Source organism: Enterococcus sp. DIV0183 (genome assembly GCF_050541505.1).
GTDB lineage: Bacteria > Bacillota > Bacilli > Lactobacillales > Enterococcaceae > Enterococcus > Enterococcus faecalis.
The window spans coordinates 1,323,559-1,341,137 of sequence record NZ_CP172932.1 but is presented as its reverse complement, the minus strand read 5'-3'; the positions used below and the strand labels follow the sequence as shown (position 1 = coordinate 1,341,137).

The window sequence follows — 17,579 nt, the reverse complement described above, 5'->3', positions numbered from 1 at the left end:
CTCTCTCCTTTTTTATACGGCAATCGGCGCTTTAATCGTTGGATGTGGGTCATAGCCTTCTACTTTAATATCTTCCATATCAAAATCAAAAACAGAAGCCTTGTCTGGATTCAAAACGAGCGTTGGGAAAGAACGAACTTCTCGTGATAATTGTTCTTGCATTTGCTCCACATGATTTTGATATAAGTGGGCATCTCCTAGCGTGTGTACAAACTCCCCCACTTCTAAACCTGTTTCATGTGCAATCAGATGTGTCAATAAAGCATAGCTTGCAATGTTAAAAGGAACACCTAAAAAAACATCGGCACTGCGCTGATAAAGTTGACAGCTTAATTTTCCTTCATTTACATAAAATTGAAACATAGTGTGACAAGGCGGCAACGCCATTGAAGGCACATCTTCTGGATTCCAAGCGGAAACAATTAAACGGCGAGAATCAGGATTGGTTTTAATCATTTCAATCACATTAGCTAATTGATCAATAAAGCTACCATCTTTGGTTTCCCAGTGACGCCATTGCGCACCATAAATATTCCCTAATTCACCATATTTTTCTGCAAACTCTGCATCATTTAAAATGGCATCACAGAATTTTTGATGTTCTTCTTTGTATTGTTCTGCAAACGCTGGATCTTGTAAGACACGATGCCCAAAATCCGTCATGTCTGGTCCTTGATAATCTGCGCTTTTTACGTAACGTTCGAACGCCCATTCATCCCAAATATGATTATTTCGCTCTAATAAATAGCGAATATTCGTGTCGCCTTTTAAAAACCACAATAACTCACTTTTAATCAAGCCAAACGGTACTCGTTTGGTTGTTAGTAAGGGAAATCCTTTGGCCAAATCAAAACGCATTTGATAGCCAAATAAACTATACGTCCCAGTTCCTGTACGGTCTTCTTTAAAATGACCTTCTTCTAAAATCTTTTTTCCTAGCGCTAAGTATGCTTCTTCCATCTTATTCCCTCCGTCTCTTAATCCGCGTATTCACTCAAGTATTCCCAACGATTCATTTTTTCTTCTAACAATTGTTCCGTTGCTGTTACTGCTTCTTGCAATTCTTGTAAACGAACAAAATCATCACCCTGATGATTCATTTCTTCAGTTAATGTTTCTAATTTCGTTTCTAATTGTGTGATGTCTTCTTCAATTGTTGCCCACTCTTTTTGTTCCATATAAGTCAGCTTTGTTTTTTCTTTCTTTTCTGTCGATGCTTCTTTTAATGGTTTATTGAGCGGTTTTTCTTTGACCTTTTCTTGTTCTTTTTGGTTCGTCAAATATTCACTCATCGTGCCATAAAATGATAGGATCTGACCATTTCCTTGAAAAACTAACAATTTATCCATTGTTTTATCCAAGAAATAACGGTCATGAGAAACCGCAATTACCGCTCCTTTAAACATTTGGATATAATCTTCTAAAATGGTCAACGTATCAATGTCCAAATCGTTGGTTGGCTCATCCAATAATAACACGTTAGGCTGACTAATTAATAATTTTAAGAGATATAACCGGCGTTTTTCTCCACCAGACAGTTTGCCAATCAGTGTGCCATGCATAAAACGAGGAAATAAAAAGCGCTCTAACATTTCAGCGACCCCAACGCTGCTTCCATCACTGCGTTTCACTTCTTCTGCTGCTTCTTGCAAATAAGCAATCATCCGTTGATTAGGATCCATTTCTTCGTTTTGCTGGGTATAATAGCCAATTCGGACGGTTTCACCGATACTATATAGACCACTCTCTAAAGGAATGCGGCCAGCTAAAATATTTAATAACGTGGATTTGCCTGCACCGTTTTTACCAGTAATGCCAATTCGATCGTTTGCTTGAATGAGTAAATTAAAGTCTTTCAAAAGCTGTTTATGATCAATGGCATAATTTCCTTCCTTGATTTCCAGAACTTTTTTCCCTAAACGTTGCGTGGCAAAGTCTGCTTCTAAGGTGCCATTGGTTTGTACCTGATGCAAGTTTTCTTTTAAATTCTGAAACCGATCAATTCTTGCTTGCTGTTTCGTTCCTCGTGCTTGAACTCCTGCTCGCATCCACGCAAGTTCTTGTTTGAAGAGGCGTTTTCTTTTTTCTTCTTGCTCTACAGCGACACGTTCACGTTCGGCTTTTTCCATCACATACGTTTCATAGTTTCCTTTGTATTCATACAGTTTTCCAAAAGAAAGTTCGAAAATCCGATTGGTTACTCGATCTAAAAAGTAGCGGTCATGGGTCACCATTAAAACCGCGCCACGATAGTTATTTAAAAAGTTTTCCAGCCATTCAATCGTTTCATAATCCAGATGGTTCGTTGGTTCATCCAATAACAGTAAATCAGGCGCTTCAATTAAGACTTGCGCCAAGCTTACTCGTTTTAACTGCCCACCAGAAAGCTCACCTATTTTCTTTTCCAATGTGGGAATACCTAATTTTTGTAAAATAATTTTTGCATTGGTATCTGCTGTCCAAGCATCTTGTTTATTCATGGCTTCTTCTGCTTGCGTGTAACGTCTTTGAACCCCTTCGTCTAAACCATTCTCACTTAAAGCAGCTAACGCTAATTCATAATTTTTGACCGCTTTTATGATCGGGCTGTCTCCCTGAAACACGGCTTCTGCAATCGTAATATTGTCGTCAAATGTTTGATTCTGGGAAAGGTACCCAATTTGATAATCACTTGGCTGCTGAATTGCAGCAAGATCACCATCACCGCTATCTACGCCAGCAATAATATTTAATAAACTGGTTTTCCCTGTGCCGTTAATCCCAATTAAACCAATGCGATCTTTTTCATGAATCAAAAAAGAAAGATGATCAAATAGTGTTTTTTCCCCATATGTTTTGGTTAAATCTGTTACTTTTAATTCTTTCACCGACACTACCAACTCCTTCTATTTTGGTCTTGCTTATTGTATCAAAAATTGGATTATAAAAAAAGTGCATGAGATAAAAATCATCTTGGTTTCATCTCATACACTATTACTTATTCTTTATTAAAATTTTTAACAAATCGTTTCAGCGGAACATTATTCACTTCGCCGCTAATCGAATAACTCTCTAATAAATTGACATTTTTTCGTAACTCGTTCGCTTCGATAATTGAAATGCGTTCAGATTGTTCGTAATGATCAATCATCCGTCGTTCTTCTTGGAAGCCTAATAATAGGTCTTTGACATAGTCTGTCTCCGTATGAACAATATATGAATCAATAAATTCGCCTTTTTCAAACTTATGGGCTAAATCCAAGCGTCCGTCAATGAAGAAATCAATTAAATCATCATCATAGACACCGCGCAAATTATCTAAACTCTTCAGAATAACTTGAGAATTTCTTAGAAAAACTTGGCGAATATTTTCTAGTTCTTCATTTCGTAATTCTTTTTCTTCTTCAGAAGCTTCACCACGATTGAAAAATAGCTTAGGATGTAAAAGAATCGAAATGATTTGTCGAGCAAATAATAACCAAAAGCCTACAATCGATAATAATTGTTTGGCAATCGACCGTTGCATCCGTGTAATCAAGCGTTGATACATACGATAACTTCTGACACTAATTTCTCCTTGTTTCAGACTTTCTTCTAAGCCGTCTCGTTCAATGGACACAATTAACGTCCGCAACTCTTGCACTTCTTGTTTTCGTTCCGCACTTAGCTGCTCGGTATACAATTCTTTTAAACGATCTTGATAATTTTCAATGACCGCATTCATTTCACCACGAGGATTCTCTTCATTTTGCTGTTTTAAGACATCAATGACATCACGTAATAAATCAATTTCGACTGACTCTTCATTTTCCACTTCCGTCTCTGAATCAGTTAAAAATGGTAAAACTAGAATCCCACCAATCAGAGTCACCAAAATAACACAAGCCGTAATGAATAGTAATAACGGTCGTTCTTTAAAATGCTCGCCGTTAATCGCTGTTGGCAAAATAAAGATGGTGGCTAAACTCACTGTTCCTTTAACACCGCCAAAAGTTAAAATCAGCATTTCATTCATTGCGTTTTTAACTTTTTTAAGGCCATGTTGAAGCGTGTAAACACTGAAAATGGCTAAGAAACGAATCAAAAAGACAACGGCGCTAATAATTAGAACAACCATTAGTAGGAACCAGTTTGAATATTGTTGGTCAATCCAAATTGGCGAAAACACTTGAGAAAGTTCAATTCCTAAGAATAAGAAAACTAAGGCATTTAAAGTGAACTCAATCATACTCCAAATACTTTCGCCAACATTTGACAGCTCTGCTTCAAAAAGCGAAACTTTTTTCAAACTAGACGCTTGCATAATTCCAGCAATCACAGCAGCAATAATTCCAGAAACGCCAATCAACTCTGAAATTAAATAAGCAATAAATGGCAAGAGTAATTCAATCAACAAGTAGCCTGTAACATCTTTTGCCACTGCAGTTTCAAGTAAATGAACAATTTGCTGTTTTAATAGAACTAACACGATTCCGACTACCGCTCCACCAATACTGGAAATAACCAAGGTCCCTGCCGCTTCCACCGGCGAAAATGACCCCGTTAACAAAGCCGCTAATGCAAATTGAAAGGCTGTAACGCCTGATGCATCATTAATGAGTCCTTCACCAGATAAAATGTTCATCGAACGTTCAGGGATGTCAATTCGACCTGATAACGAACCTACCGCCACCGCATCCGTTGGCCCTAAAGCCGCCCCAAAAGCGAAGCAAGCGGCTAATGGTAAAGTAGGCAAAATCATATGCAGGGTCCAGCCGACTCCGACTAAGGTAATTAACACACCAAAAAAGGCCAAGAAAAGAATCATCCCGAAATTTTTCATCATTGCTTTCAGATTGATTAGCTCCCCTTCTCTAAATAAAAGCGGTGCAATAATCATTACTAAAAACACTTCAGGCTCAAATTCAATTTCCTGCCCCATTTTAGTTAAACCAATTAGAACGCCTACAATAATTTGCACAATTGGCAGCGGAATGACGGGAACAATCCGGTTGAATATGTTTGAGAAGGTAATAGACAGTGCAAAAACAATGATTAGAAAGGTAAATTCCATCCTATCATTCCCTTCTATATTAAATTTTTATTGACTTACCGATCAAAACATTTAAGTAATTTTTTCTTTTTAAGAATAATTTTCTTTTCGACTTCTTCTAACTCAGAACTGCGTTCGCAAAGTTCCAATTGAGCGCGTCGTGCTTCTAAACGAAGAAGTTCTCCTTTAATTAATTCAATTTTTTTGTAGCGTAAGAAATTTTTCTTTTGCATACGTTCTGCAAAGTGTTGTCGTTTTTCTTCAGGGATTGCTTGATATTTCTTTTTCAAGTCAGCGACACACTTTTCAAATTCTTCACTCACCGAAACAACTTCCTTCCAAAATTTAATCTGACTAATTATAACAAATTTTACCAAAAGTACAAGCAAAATTGCTTTCTTTTTTTCAAAAGAAATTCAGACAAAACTTAACGCGGGAAAAGCTGATTTCTAGGAGCTGAACATGGTTAATCTTCATTAACAATAATATCAATTTCTGCCTCTTCATTCATCCGTGTTGAAAGAAAAAGAACCATTTCTTCTAGTGGCGCAGAAAAGCGTAAAACCACCCCTCTTCTGCCTTTTTTTAAATACCCTAAACGAATACCGTTCGACTTTTGAACAAGGACAATCTTTTCGATATCTTTAAAGGCCGTGCCCCGATTGTCAAAAGGATGCGTAATAATACAGTCCTCCGCAAAACCTCTTGCATCGTAAAGAAAACTGAAGATAATCAAAATATATAACACACTTCGAATCATTTCAATTTTATCTCCTGCCGAAAATGCATTGGCCAGAATCATTAAACTAAAAAAAGCAACTAAATATTTTGTTGTAGGATGTTTTGCAGCCGGAATTACAATACTTTTACGTACGAAGTAAAAGTAACCATACATAACGACGACAAATAAAAATAGCAATAACGTAAATCCATCGATAATCACAAACGACTCCTTTATTTCTTTTTCTTTTGAATATCTGTTAATATATCATTTATTTCTTTAATTTCTTTTTTTGATTCGTTAATCTTTTTGATAACCGCCTCACGGTTTTTTCCAGGCGGTAAGTCAATTGATTCTTGGTAGTAGTTTGCTAAAGCTTGAACTTTTTTCATTTTTTCGCTTTGCAACAAGGCTATATTTCTTTTCATTTAACCGCCTCCTCTTCCTTAGTATACATTACTTTGTAAGGAATTGCTTAATTTGCAAGATATTTTCTAATAAAAAGGAGTAATTTTACATTTTCTTATAAACAAAAAGTATTCGGCTGAGTAACAGCAGCGAACGATAAAATAATAGAATAAAAAATGAGACAGAAGTAGTTTACTTTTGTCTCATCTTTTATTATTGAGCTGAAATCGCTAAACCAATTGCTTTTTCCCCTAGGTGGGTCCCGATAACTGGACCAAAATGACCGATTTCAATTTCTGCATTTGGGTATAGCTTTTGTAATTTTGCTTGTTCTTTTTCAGCAACGATGCGGTTATTGGCATGAATCACGTACAGTTTAACTGGTGCTTCAATCCCTGCGTTTCGTTCACCAATAATCTTTTCTGCACGAGCAAAAGCTTTCTTTGTTGAACGGATTTTTTCAAATAATACAATCTTTCCATCTTCAAAAGTCAAGATAGGTTTAATCTTCAATAGTCCAGCAATCAAGGCTGCGCCATTCGTTAAGCGACCGCCACGAACTAAGTTGTTCAGATCTTCTACAATTAGATATGCATACGTATTGTCACGAATTAAATCTAATTTGGCAAAAATTTCTTCTAAGCTGGCTTTTTCTTCTGTTAAATCTAAAGCAGCTTCTACCATGTGTCCCATTGGCATACTTGTAATTTTTGAGTCATATGGATACAAAGCAACGCCTGGGATTTCATCAGTAAGTCCGTGCAATGTATGAACAAAACCAGAGATTCCTGAAGAAAGATGAATGCTGATGATGGTGTCGTACCCTTGTTCAGCGATTGATTTGTAAAGCTCTAACACTTCTCCTAAAGCAGGTTGTGAAGTCGTCGGAAATTCTTTACTATTATTTAGCAATGCATAATATTCATCTGCTTCAATGTCAATGCCTTCGTTGTATATTTTTCCATCTAAAATGACTGGGATGGGAATTACAAAAAGATTCGGATGATCTTTAATGCGCTCGGGTAAATAAGCTGTACTATCTGTCACAATAGCAATTTTCATTTTGTAACCTCGTTTCACTAATTTTCCACGTTGTTTCTAATATAGCATAAAAAAGGATATTTTAAAATGCTTTCCTTATTCGTTCAGGAATTTTTCGATGGCGTCAGCATTTTTTTGTTCATCTACTTCTAAAATACTGCCTGCATAAGAGGATTCACCAAAATTCCAAGAATCTGGTACCGGAACCGATAATGACTCAACCCCTGCTTTTCCTTTAATCAACAATGATGGTCCATTCGTTAACATGAAACTAACAGGCACATCTGTCGACATATAGCCGACTAATTTCCCAAGTGATTCTGGGGTTCTTAATAAAGTCATTGGGTTTTTCATTTGGCTCATTACAGCTGACATAACTTGTTGCTGGCGACGAACCCGACCAAAGTCGCCTTCTTCATCCATCCTAAAGCGAGCGTATTGAAGTAAGATATGTCCATCCATGACCTGTTGCCCTTTTTCAATATCAACGCCATCTAAATTCAGTGATTTTTCTGCATCGATTTTGACACCTTTTGGAAACATAGAGTCAACAATTTTTTCAAATGATTGGAAATCTACCTTAGCATAATATTTCGTATCTAAATTAAAGTTTTGTTTTAACGTTTCACGAACCAATTCAGCACCGCCATAAGCGTATGCGGCATTAATTTTATTCGGCCCGACACCAGGAATGTCCACGAATGTATCACGCATAAATGAAATTAATTTCGGTTTTTTTGATGGTCCATTTAGTTGGAGAACCATTATTGTGTCGGCTCGTCCAGCATCTTCCCCACGTGTATCGCTGCCAAGAATTAAAATATTCTTAGCCCCATTGCTACTTTTGACACCATTAAATGTTTCTACTTTTTCTTGAGGCAACGAGTCATCATGTTCTGCTGCAGATTTTCCTTTTAAAAACATGACTGTACTATAGGCAAATAACAGAATCAATAGGATCACTAGCCATTTGAAAAAGCGTTTTGTTTTTGATTTTTTACGTTTCTTTTTTGGTTTCTTGTCTTTTTTTCCGCGGGGTGGTTGGTCAGAACCGTTGCCACCACCTGAATCTGTTTGATGTCGCCTTTCACTTCTGCGACTGTCCTCAGTATAGCTGTCTTCGTAAACTGGCTCTTGAAGGCTTTCAGCTAGTTCTTCTGGTTCTTCTTCTCTATATTCACCCATTGATTTTCGGGGATTAAAGGTCTTTTTATGCTCTGCTGGTCTCGATTTTTCATGAATATGTTTATAACGATCTACACGACTCATCGTGTCACTCCTTTACCTCTGTGTTTTATCACCTTTCTTAGGATACCTCATTTCACAGGAAATTCCTATTACAAATATGTAATTTAATAAAAAATGAAACTCACTTTATCTAATAAGTAAGCTTCATTTTCATTTTTAACTCTTTAAAGTGTGGACAAAACATAGATCGGGTAATCCCCTAAAATTTTTATTTCTGCGCCAATCAGTTCCAGTTCTGTTAAAGCTGCTTCAATTAATTTTTCTGGTTGATCTTTCACTAAGTCCATTAAAAAGAAGTACTCTCCTAGCTTTGTTTTCAACGGCCGCGATTCTATTTTGCTAAGATTAATCCCTCGCCAACTAAACACGCTTAATGCTTTGTGTAAAGAGCCAGGAACATTACTTGGCATCGTAATCGCCAGCGTTATTTTTTTCTCAGATAGCGGGAAAGAAATCGCTAAATTTTCAGAACCAAGAACCCAAAATCGGGTTTGATTTACCGATAAATCTTGTATATTTTTTTCAACAATGGTCAAATCATACATTTCCGCAGAAAGTTTTGGTGCAATAGCTGCAAAAGGTAATTCTGGATGTTCTGCAATGTATTTGGCGGCGTAAGCTGTTGAAGGCGTTGCTTCTAAAATCGCTTCTGGAAAGTTTTTCGCTAGAAACATCTGCGATTGAGCTAATGCTTGCGGATGTGATAAAATTTTCTGACTTTGTTGCCAGATCGCTTGATTCTCTTTTGCCACCATTAATTGTTGTTGAATCGGTAAAACTAACTCTGCTTGGACAGGTAACTGCGCTTGATGATACAAATAATCTATCGATGCGTTAACAGTTCCTTCAATCGTGTTTTCTATTGGGATAATACTACATGCCACTTCTTGCTGTTCAATTGCTTTCAAGCAAGCTGGAATCGATGCGTACGGTATCAACGTAGCATCAGGAAAAGCAGCCAACGTTGCACTGTACGTAAAGGAACCAATCGGACCTAAATAACCAACTTTCATCGTTTCTCTACTCCTTTAATTGTTGCAGAATTTCATTGATAATTTCTTCTGGTGAGCGATTGGTCGTATCAATTGTCATCTTCGCACATTCTTCGTAAAAATTTTTACGAGACTCAAACAAAGCAATGATTTCTTTTGAAGAACGTTCTATAGCTAAGGGCCGTTGGTTTTCAGTATCTTCTTTGATTCTTTTTAACAGCTCTTCTGGTGTCGCATGTAAATAAATCACTTGCTGAAAAGATTTTAATAAGCTACGATTTTCTGGTCCGACAACAATCCCGCCCCCAGTTGAAAGGACGGCTGTATTTTTTGACAGCTCCTTTAAAAGTTGGGTTTCCTGTTCTCGGAAAGCTGCTTCACCATATTTTTCGAAATAGTCAGGAATTGAGCGTCCTATTTTTTCAATTAACGCTGTATCTAAATCAAGATGAGGCATCTTTAGTTTATTGGCCAAACTTTGGCCGATAGTTGTTTTACCCGCACCCATGAAACCAATTAAAACAATGCTTTCCACGGTTCGTTATCCTCCTTCGTTAACAACTTAAACGTTCTAAGTCGTCAAAAAATGCTGGATAAGAAACTGAAACTGCTTCAGCCTTATCTAATTCAACAGTGCCTTCTTTTACAAGTAATGCAGCAATTTGTAACATCATCCCGATACGATGATCCCCATAACTGGTAACTCTTCCACCATGTAAAGAAGTTGGTCCATGTATAATTAAGCCATCATCAGTAGGCGTGATGTCGGCGCCTAAAATTGTTAATTCTTTCGCTACTGCATCAATCCGATTGGTTTCTTTGACTTTCAATTCTTCTGCATCTCGAATGATTGTCGTGCCAGTAGCCTGAGTGGCTAACAAAGCAATAATCGGTAACTCATCAATTAAACGTGGGATAATAGCGCCACCAATCTCTGTAGCTGTTAATTGACTCGTTTTTACAAGTAAATCGCCAGAGTGATTGGCCTCATCTTCATTTAAAATAGTGACGGAACCACCCATGTTTTTAATCACATCTAAAATACCTGTCCGTGTTTGATTTAAGCCAACATTTTTCAGAAGTATCTCGCTATCTGGGACTACTAAACCCGCAACTAAAAAGAAAGCTGCAGAAGAGATATCACCAGGAACTACCACATTTTGACCTGTTAATTGTTGCGGTCCAGTTAACATAATTTTTTTACCGTCTACTTCAAGTGTCCCACCAAATTGTCGAATCATCTCTTCTGTATGATCACGTGTCTTTTCTTTCTCAACCACTACAGAAGTGCCCTCGGCTTGCAAAGCGGCGAATAAAATAGCCGATTTAACTTGAGCACTTGCAACAGGCATTGTGTAGTCAATCGGTTGCAAATTTTGAGTCCCGCGAATAGAAATTGGCGGAAACTCCGTTTGCTGAACCCCTTGACATTCCGCTCCCATTTGGTTTAAAGGAAGCATCACACGATTCATCGGTCGTTTGGCAATAGACGCATCACCAGCTAGGCGCGTTTCAAAGGGACAGCCAGCTAAAATGCCCAGCATCAGACGAATTGTTGTCCCTGAATTTCCAACATCAATTGTATTCTTCGCCTTTTTTAAGCCTGCAAATCCTTGCCCCTCAACGATGATTGTCGTCCCGTCATCTTCAATGTTCACACCTAAAGAACGAAACGCCGCTAAGGTACTTAAACAATCTTCGCCTCTTAGAAAATTTGTAATCGTCGTTTTTCCAGAAGAAATCGCTCCAAACATAATACTTCTATGGGAAATCGATTTGTCGCTAGGAACCATCAGAGTCCCTTGTAAATGTTTCACATTTGTACGTAGTTGCACCCTCATCACCTCTTATTTTTCATAACACGTATAGTTCGTTTTTTTAGATAAAATTTGTTTTGCAGCTTGGCAGTCTGATTGATTTTTAAAAGACAATTGAAGAATCCCATAGATTTCTTCTCTCGTTTCTAAAATTTTAATATTTGTAAGAGAAAGGTCCGCTTCGCCTAAAATTTGCGTAATTTCAGCAATGATTCCTGGTTGATCTGGTACATCAACAAACAAATCATAGAAAGCTGGGATTGCGCCTTCTTTATGAATGGGCAACTGAGCACGTGTTTCTTTGGCCTTATCAAAAAAATTACGAATGGCTGGGGCATTTTTTTCTGTTAACCATTGGCAAACAGTAGTCATCTCTTTTTGCCAATTTTCTAGTAAGTCCAATAATACTAAGCGATTGCTTAATAAAATATCCGTCCACATCGTTGCATCAGAGGAAGCAATTCGAGTAATATCTCTGAATCCTCCAGCCGCTAGCTGCTGCGCTCTAGGGTAAGTGGTATTCAGTTGCTGACTTTCGTTCACTAACGCTGCGGCAACAATATGTGGCAAGTGACTTAGAGCACCAGTAATTTCATCATGTTCCTGTGCAGGCATCGTAATAAACTTCGCATGCGTTCCTTTTAGTAACGTTTGTAACTCCTGAATCTGTTTGTTTTTTTCGCCATGGTCATCGGTAAAAATATAGTAGGCATTTTCAAACAAACGTTCATCAGCGGCTGTTACGCCGGATTTATGTGAACCAGCCATTGGATGACCACCAATAAAATTTTTCATGTTAAGCTTTGTTGCTAACTGATTAATTTCCACCTTGGTACTACCCACATCTGTGATCAGAGCAGTTTCTAGTGATAATTGGTTTAATTCTTCTAGTTGTACTAAAGTTGCTTTAACTGGGGAACAAAGAAAAATAATCTCTGCTCGTCTTGCCCCACTTGTTAAAGATTCAGCTATCTCATCAATTAGACCCGTTTTCTTAGCAAATTCAGTTGCCTCCGCTTGATTATCGAAACCGATAATCTCACTGTTTGGATGCCCTTTTTTGATACACAAAGCCAGTGAACTCCCGATTAGCCCTAATCCTACGATTAAAATACGTTTCTTCATTTTTTCCCTCCATATACTTGCGACTTTCTTCCATTAAAAGTTTTGAGTATATAGACGATAACGTTTCACTGCTTCTTTCATTTGTTCAAATGAGTCACTATCAAATTTTTCGAGCATAGCCTTCGCTACTTCCGTTGCAACAACGGCTTCACAAACAACGCTAGCGGCCGGTACCGCCGTGCTATCAGAGCGCTCAACGCTGGCCTTATAAGGCTCTTTTGTATCAATATTCACGCTTTGTAATGGTTTATAAAGGGTTGGAATAGGTTTCATGACACCACGAACGATGATTGGCATTCCGTTGGTCATTCCTCCTTCAAAACCGCCTAAATTGTTGGAAGTTCTGGTATAACCAGTACTTTCGTCCCAAACAATCTCGTCCATCACTTGACTACCAGGGCGTTGCGCCATTTCAAATCCAATGCCAAACTCAGCACCTTTAAAAGCATTGATGCTTACAACAGCTTGCGCAATTTTGGCATCTAGTTTACGATCCCATTGAACATAGCTACCTAAGCCAGCTGGAACGCCACCCACAAGTACTTCTACTACCCCACCAATTGTATCGCCATTTTTCTTGGTTTGGTCAATTAGTTCTTTCATTTTTTCTTCTACGGAAGGATCTAATACGCGAACGGCAGATTGTTCAGACCGTTCTTGAATTTCACGGATCGTTAAATTTTCAGGAATCGTAGCTTCAATCCCGCCTAATACCGCGACATGCCCAGCGACTTGGATATCCAGTTCAGCTAAGAGTTTTTTAGCAACCGCACCAATCGCCACGCGCATCGTTGTTTCTCGTGCCGAAGACCGTTCTAAAACATTCCGTAAATCATCATGTTGATATTTCATGCCACCAACTAAATCAGCATGTCCTGGACGTGGTTTGCTGACGCGGCGGATTTTCTTTTGTTTTTCAGGAACTGGCTCTACTGACATCACGGAGGTCCAATTTTTCCAGTCTTTGTTTTCGACAATCAACGTTACTGGTGAGCCAAGTGTTTTACCATGCCGAATGCCCGAAGTAATACGTACTTGGTCTTTTTCAATTTTCATCCGTCCCCCACGACCGTAACCGCCTTGACGTCTTGCTAATTCTCGGTTAATCTCTTCGCTACTTAAAGGCAAGCCGGCTGGTAAGCCTTCAATAATAGCAGTTAATTCAGGTCCATGTGATTCGCCTGCTGTAATAAAGCGCATCTTAAATTCCTCCTTCTCTGTTTAAAAATGCTCGAATTTCTTCCGTTGCTAAAGAGACAATTTTCGCTTGACCAATTTTTTCTAAGACAATGATTTTAATCTGTCCCCCACGTGTTTTTTTATCATGTGTAATTGCTTGATAGAGACGTTCTTCTGACCAACGATCTGTGGTTACTGGTAAATGGAACTTTTCTAGCATGGTGACCAACTCTTGGGTAGTCCCAAGTGGGGAAAGCCCTTGTTGTTCTGCGACTTGAGTTATTTGAATCATTCCTAAAGAAACGCCTTCACCGTGAGCAATCACCCCGTAACCAGCTGTATTTTCTAATGCGTGGCCAATCGTATGCCCAAAATTCAGAATCAAACGTAAGCCCAAATCTAATTCATCTTCTTCGACGACATCACGTTTAATCTTGCAACAGGCCGTGATAATTTCTTCTGCATGTGCCACTAAATCTTGTTCATTTTCCAAAGAGGATAAACGGTGCCACAATTCAACATCAGCGATAGCTGCTGATTTTACAATTTCTGCAATTCCTTCACGAACACGTCTAGGTTCTAATGTTTTAAGTGTATTAGGATCAATTAAAACCCCATCTGGTTGGGCAAAAGTACCGACAAGATTTTTGGCTTTTTTAGTATTAACCGCTGTTTTACCTCCAATGCTACTATCTACTTGTGCCAGTAAGGTTGTTGGTACTTGCAAAAAGTGAATACCGCGCATATAGGTTGAAGCGACAAATCCAGCTAGATCTCCCACAACGCCTCCACCTAAAGCAATTAGACCATCACTTCGAGTCAATTGCTGTTCCGCTAAAAAATCATAAAGCAGTTGAGCTGTTTCGAGGCTCTTACTTTGTTCACCTGCCGCTACAGCAATCAATGATGTTTCAAAACCAGCAGCTTGCAATTCTTTCTCAACAGCTGCGCCATATAATTTATTCACCGTTTCATCGGTAATAATCGCTACCCGTTGTGGCTGCCACAGGCTACGTACCCAGGTGCCAATTTTATCTAAGGCACCTGTTTCGATGGTTAAATCATATGAATGTGTAGGTAACGTTACGGTTAATTTCATGTCCTCTGCTCCTCTGTCTTTACTAATCTTCTAAAGCATTAATTTCTTTCATTGCTTTTTCGATGATATGAACTTCTTTCATCATACGTAGGTAAGTTTTTTCATTCAAGGATTGTGGCCCATCTGACCACGCATTCGCTGGATCTGGATGAATTTCTACAATCAAGCCGTCCGCACCTGAAGCAACACCTGCTCGGGCCATTGGCGGTACTAAATCCCAGATACCAACACCATGACTCGGATCAACAATAATTGGAAAATGACTTAATTTTTTAATTAAAGGCACCGCACTTAAATCAAGTGTATTGCGCGTAGCGGTTTCGTACGTACGAATCCCACGTTCAATGAAGATCACATTGAAATTTCCTTGCGCAGCAATGTATTCAGCTGCGTTTAGCCATTCATCAATCGTACCGGCAATCCCGCGTTTTAAGCCGATAGGTTTTCCAGTTTTACCAACCGCTTGTAATAACTTGAAATTTTGCATGTTGCGCGCACCGATTTGTAAAATGTCACTGTATTTTGCGACAAGTTCTAAATTCGCTTCATCCATCACTTCTGTAATGACTTGCATATCTAATTCATCAGCCGCTTGGCGAATGTATTTCAGTCCTTCTTCTTCTAGTCCTTGGAAAGCGTATGGCGACGTTCTAGGTTTGAATGCACCACCTCGTAAAATTGTTGCACCGCCAGCTTTAGCAATTCGCGCACATTCACGAATCTGATCTAAGCTTTCGATTGAACAAGGGCCCGCCATCATGGTCATACTGCCGTCACCGATTTTAACACCGTTCACATCAACCACTGTATTCTCTGGATGAAATAAACGACTCGTTAGTTTGTAAGACAACGAAATGCGGACACTTTTCTCCACGCCTTCTAATGCTGTTAACTCTGCTTCAACTAATTTTTCTGTATCGCCAATCAAGCCTATCACTGTTTTTCCATTATCTTGACTTGTTTGAGTAGTTAAGCCTGCACCTGTTACTAAATCAATGACTTGTTTCATTTGCTTTTCGGTTGCATTTTCTTTCATAATTACGATCATTATATTCTCTCCTCATGCCTTTAAACGGCGCTCTTTTTATCTATTTTCAATTTTACGTTTTACGACTGATACAGGCATTTTTTGTCCTGTCCATTGTTCAAAAGCAGCAGCTCCTTGATAAAGTAGCATGTCCAAGCCGTTGCTTGTTTCTGCGCCACGTAAACGGGCTTCTTTTAATAACTGTGTTTCTCTGGGATTATAAATAGCATCATACACGAATAACTTCGGTTGAATCATTGCATAATTTTCTATAGGACTACTATGTGCATGTGGATGCATACCCACACTCGTTGCATTAACTAACAAGACGCTTTCAGCAACATCTTTTGCTAGTTTTTCAGTATCCGCTAAATCGTTTAAATGGATTACACAGTTGGTTCGTTCAGTGAAATTTGCCAGTTTTTTTTGACTGTCGTTAAACCCCGCGCTTTTCCTGTTGTAAACGGCGATTTCTTTCACGCCATCTAAAGCAGCTTGGGCAATGATTGATAAGGCTGCACCACCTGTTCCTAAGATGGTCATTTTATTCTGAAAAACGTCAACCTTTTTCTCTTTCAAACTCCACATAAAACCAGTACCATCCGTGCTGTCTCCGTAAAGTTTTCCATCTTTGTTGACAATCGTATTAATTGCGCCAACCAGTTGAGCGGTAGAACTTAGTTCATCCATATAACTTACAGCCGCCACTTTATTGGGCATTGATAAGTTGGCCCCTAACATGTGAAACGTTCGAATCGCTTCAATTGCTTGTGGCAATGTCTCTTGTCCAACGTCAAACGCCAGATACCGAGCATCAACTCCTAAATTTTGAAATGCTGTATTATGAATCAACGGTGAAATACTGTGTTGGCTGGGTTTCGCGAATAGCCCAGCTAAACGAGTGGCTCCAGTTATTTCTTTCATCCTGTGTGCTCCTTTACGAAATTTTTTTAGTAAGTTTCTGAAATCCTAATTTTTGGCCAAACAAAAAGGATATTCACAGTAAATTTTAAGAAAAATCTACAGTGAATACCCTACAAAAAAGCAATATAAAAGCCACTATAGATTTTCTTAAATCTACATGGCTGAAAGTCATCTTAAATTTCCCTAGCCATTATAGATACAAACGTTTGTTGTCTGTACCCATAATGTTATGAATACAAACCTATCTAAAATAGCTAAAGTAAAAGTTATTCAGTTGTGTATGGTTTTTCTTCGTTGTTGTCATAAGAATCACTCCAAAACTGATTTAATTAAGAATTGTTAACAGTATACCGCTAGAAAAAACATGTGTCAACACTTATTCGCTTATTTTTTCGACTATTCCATTAAAACCAATGTTATTTTATTCGCCAAAAGACTAAAAAAGCCACAGGAACCAGTCATTTCACTGATTCCTGTGGGGCAAAAATTATTTTAATTCTTCAGCGTATACATCGTCAACTGTTTGTGTTGGGTCGATAACAATGTATAAGTTTTTAGTTTTTTCGCTGACTTTTGTAGATTGATAGATGTTATCCAAGCCCTCATCTGTTTTATCTTTGTAAGGGAAATAAACTAAATCTGGTGTGCCATTTTTGTAAAGAATTTCCATACGTTCGATATCTTCATATTTTAAAGCACGAGAGAACATCCCTAATTCTAAGCCACCTAAGTTAATATCGTGGGTTTGAACATGATCTCCTTCTTGGAAAATTTCAATTTTGAACCCTTCACATGGATGAATTTCAACAAATTCACTACCATGGATACGGCCAAAACTTGTTGTAATATGTTTGATCCATAAATCACCAATAAAACGACGATCAATCGTCCAAGTTTCACCATTTCTGAAATAAAATTTAAGTCCTGTCATTTCTCTAGCCATAGCACAAATCTCCTTACTTAAAAATAATTTCTTACATTATTAGT

At 38.3% G+C, this 17,579-nt stretch carries 17 protein-coding genes; all 17 read right to left on the bottom strand.

The window, feature by feature from the left end; all coding sequences use genetic code 11:
- Positions 1-12: 12 nt before the first annotated feature.
- The 17 genes from IGK72_RS06635 to IGK72_RS06555 all read right to left on the bottom strand — a co-directional run bounded on the left by IGK72_RS06635 (position 13) and on the right by IGK72_RS06555 (position 17,535).
- Entirely contained in the window at positions 13-960 is a 948-nt protein-coding gene (locus IGK72_RS06635) for a thymidylate synthase (RefSeq protein WP_002357569.1), read from the bottom strand.
- Between the two features lie 17 nt (positions 961-977).
- Positions 978-2,867 (bottom strand): ABC-F family ATP-binding cassette domain-containing protein, encoded by a 1,890-nt coding sequence (locus IGK72_RS06630; RefSeq protein ID WP_070415916.1) that lies wholly within the window; start codon positions 2,865-2,867, stop codon positions 978-980.
- Positions 2,868-2,977: 110 nt separating this feature from the next.
- The gene (locus tag IGK72_RS06625; protein WP_002360309.1) at positions 2,978-5,032 is read right to left on the bottom strand and encodes a cation:proton antiporter; all 2,055 of its coding nucleotides are present in this window, start codon (positions 5,030-5,032) and stop codon (positions 2,978-2,980) included.
- A 35-nt stretch (positions 5,033-5,067) separates the two neighbouring features.
- Positions 5,068-5,400 (bottom strand): ACP phosphodiesterase, encoded by a 333-nt coding sequence (locus IGK72_RS06620; RefSeq protein WP_002357572.1) that lies wholly within the window; start codon positions 5,398-5,400, stop codon positions 5,068-5,070.
- A 77-nt stretch (positions 5,401-5,477) separates the two neighbouring features.
- Positions 5,478-5,954, bottom strand: a complete 477-nt coding sequence (locus tag IGK72_RS06615; protein WP_002357573.1) for a hypothetical protein — start codon at positions 5,952-5,954, stop codon at positions 5,478-5,480.
- Between the two features lie 11 nt (positions 5,955-5,965).
- Positions 5,966-6,160: a hypothetical protein gene (locus IGK72_RS06610; protein ID WP_002357574.1), complete on the bottom strand. Its 195-nt coding sequence runs from the start codon at positions 6,158-6,160 to the stop codon at positions 5,966-5,968.
- 193 nt (positions 6,161-6,353) lie between these two features.
- A complete protein-coding gene (locus IGK72_RS06605; RefSeq protein WP_002382324.1) occupies positions 6,354-7,202 on the bottom strand; it encodes a DegV family protein in 849 nt (282 codons plus the stop codon).
- A gap of 75 nt (positions 7,203-7,277) precedes the next feature.
- Entirely contained in the window at positions 7,278-8,450 is a 1,173-nt protein-coding gene (locus tag IGK72_RS06600) for an LCP family protein (protein ID WP_070415842.1), read from the bottom strand.
- 143 nt (positions 8,451-8,593) lie between these two features.
- The gene (gene pheA, locus IGK72_RS06595) at positions 8,594-9,442 is read right to left on the bottom strand and encodes a prephenate dehydratase (RefSeq protein WP_002397303.1); all 849 of its coding nucleotides are present in this window, start codon (positions 9,440-9,442) and stop codon (positions 8,594-8,596) included.
- Between the two features lie 7 nt (positions 9,443-9,449).
- Positions 9,450-9,956: a shikimate kinase gene (locus tag IGK72_RS06590; RefSeq protein ID WP_002366687.1), complete on the bottom strand. Its 507-nt coding sequence runs from the start codon at positions 9,954-9,956 to the stop codon at positions 9,450-9,452.
- A gap of 19 nt (positions 9,957-9,975) precedes the next feature.
- The gene (aroA, locus tag IGK72_RS06585; protein WP_002360320.1) at positions 9,976-11,262 is read right to left on the bottom strand and encodes a 3-phosphoshikimate 1-carboxyvinyltransferase; all 1,287 of its coding nucleotides are present in this window, start codon (positions 11,260-11,262) and stop codon (positions 9,976-9,978) included.
- A gap of 6 nt (positions 11,263-11,268) precedes the next feature.
- Positions 11,269-12,363, bottom strand: coding sequence for a prephenate dehydrogenase (locus IGK72_RS06580; RefSeq protein WP_016627103.1), 1,095 nt, complete (start codon positions 12,361-12,363; stop codon positions 11,269-11,271).
- Between the two features lie 33 nt (positions 12,364-12,396).
- Positions 12,397-13,563 (bottom strand): chorismate synthase, encoded by a 1,167-nt coding sequence (aroC, locus tag IGK72_RS06575; RefSeq protein ID WP_002357582.1) that lies wholly within the window; start codon positions 13,561-13,563, stop codon positions 12,397-12,399.
- 1 nt (position 13,564) lies between these two features.
- Positions 13,565-14,641, bottom strand: coding sequence for a 3-dehydroquinate synthase (gene aroB, locus IGK72_RS06570; RefSeq protein WP_002397300.1), 1,077 nt, complete (start codon positions 14,639-14,641; stop codon positions 13,565-13,567).
- A 22-nt stretch (positions 14,642-14,663) separates the two neighbouring features.
- Entirely contained in the window at positions 14,664-15,689 is a 1,026-nt protein-coding gene (aroF, locus tag IGK72_RS06565) for a 3-deoxy-7-phosphoheptulonate synthase (RefSeq protein ID WP_002363948.1), read from the bottom strand.
- 36 nt (positions 15,690-15,725) lie between these two features.
- Complete coding sequence (aroE, locus tag IGK72_RS06560) at positions 15,726-16,592, bottom strand: shikimate dehydrogenase (RefSeq protein ID WP_430608919.1); 867 nt, start codon at positions 16,590-16,592, stop codon at positions 15,726-15,728.
- 487 nt (positions 16,593-17,079) lie between these two features.
- Entirely contained in the window at positions 17,080-17,535 is a 456-nt protein-coding gene (locus IGK72_RS06555) for a hypothetical protein (protein WP_002357586.1), read from the bottom strand.
- Between the last annotated feature and the right edge of the window lie 44 nt (positions 17,536-17,579).

What these genes read in the sequence shown, in the direction of transcription:
- IGK72_RS06600 (WP_070415842.1), bottom strand. Translation starts at nt 8,450, where the DNA reads ATGAGTCGTGTAGATCGTTATAAACATATTCATGAAAAATCGAGACCA.
- aroC (WP_002357582.1), bottom strand. Translation starts at nt 13,563, where the DNA reads ATGCGCTTTATTACAGCAGGCGAATCACATGGACCTGAATTAACTGCT.
- IGK72_RS06605 (WP_002382324.1), bottom strand. Translation starts at nt 7,202, where the DNA reads ATGAAAATTGCTATTGTGACAGATAGTACAGCTTATTTACCCGAGCGC.
- IGK72_RS06635 (WP_002357569.1), bottom strand. Translation starts at nt 960, where the DNA reads ATGGAAGAAGCATACTTAGCGCTAGGAAAAAAGATTTTAGAAGAAGGT.
- IGK72_RS06625 (WP_002360309.1), bottom strand. Translation starts at nt 5,032, where the DNA reads ATGGAATTTACCTTTCTAATCATTGTTTTTGCACTGTCTATTACCTTC.
- aroE (WP_430608919.1), bottom strand. Translation starts at nt 16,592, where the DNA reads ATGAAAGAAATAACTGGAGCCACTCGTTTAGCTGGGCTATTCGCGAAA.
- aroF (WP_002363948.1), bottom strand. Translation starts at nt 15,689, where the DNA reads ATGATCGTAATTATGAAAGAAAATGCAACCGAAAAGCAAATGAAACAA.
- pheA (WP_002397303.1), bottom strand. Translation starts at nt 9,442, where the DNA reads ATGAAAGTTGGTTATTTAGGTCCGATTGGTTCCTTTACGTACAGTGCA.
- IGK72_RS06555 (WP_002357586.1), bottom strand. Translation starts at nt 17,535, where the DNA reads ATGGCTAGAGAAATGACAGGACTTAAATTTTATTTCAGAAATGGTGAA.
- IGK72_RS06580 (WP_016627103.1), bottom strand. Translation starts at nt 12,363, where the DNA reads ATGAAGAAACGTATTTTAATCGTAGGATTAGGGCTAATCGGGAGTTCA.
- aroB (WP_002397300.1), bottom strand. Translation starts at nt 14,641, where the DNA reads ATGAAATTAACCGTAACGTTACCTACACATTCATATGATTTAACCATC.
- aroA (WP_002360320.1), bottom strand. Translation starts at nt 11,262, where the DNA reads ATGAGGGTGCAACTACGTACAAATGTGAAACATTTACAAGGGACTCTG.
- IGK72_RS06610 (WP_002357574.1), bottom strand. Translation starts at nt 6,160, where the DNA reads ATGAAAAGAAATATAGCCTTGTTGCAAAGCGAAAAAATGAAAAAAGTT.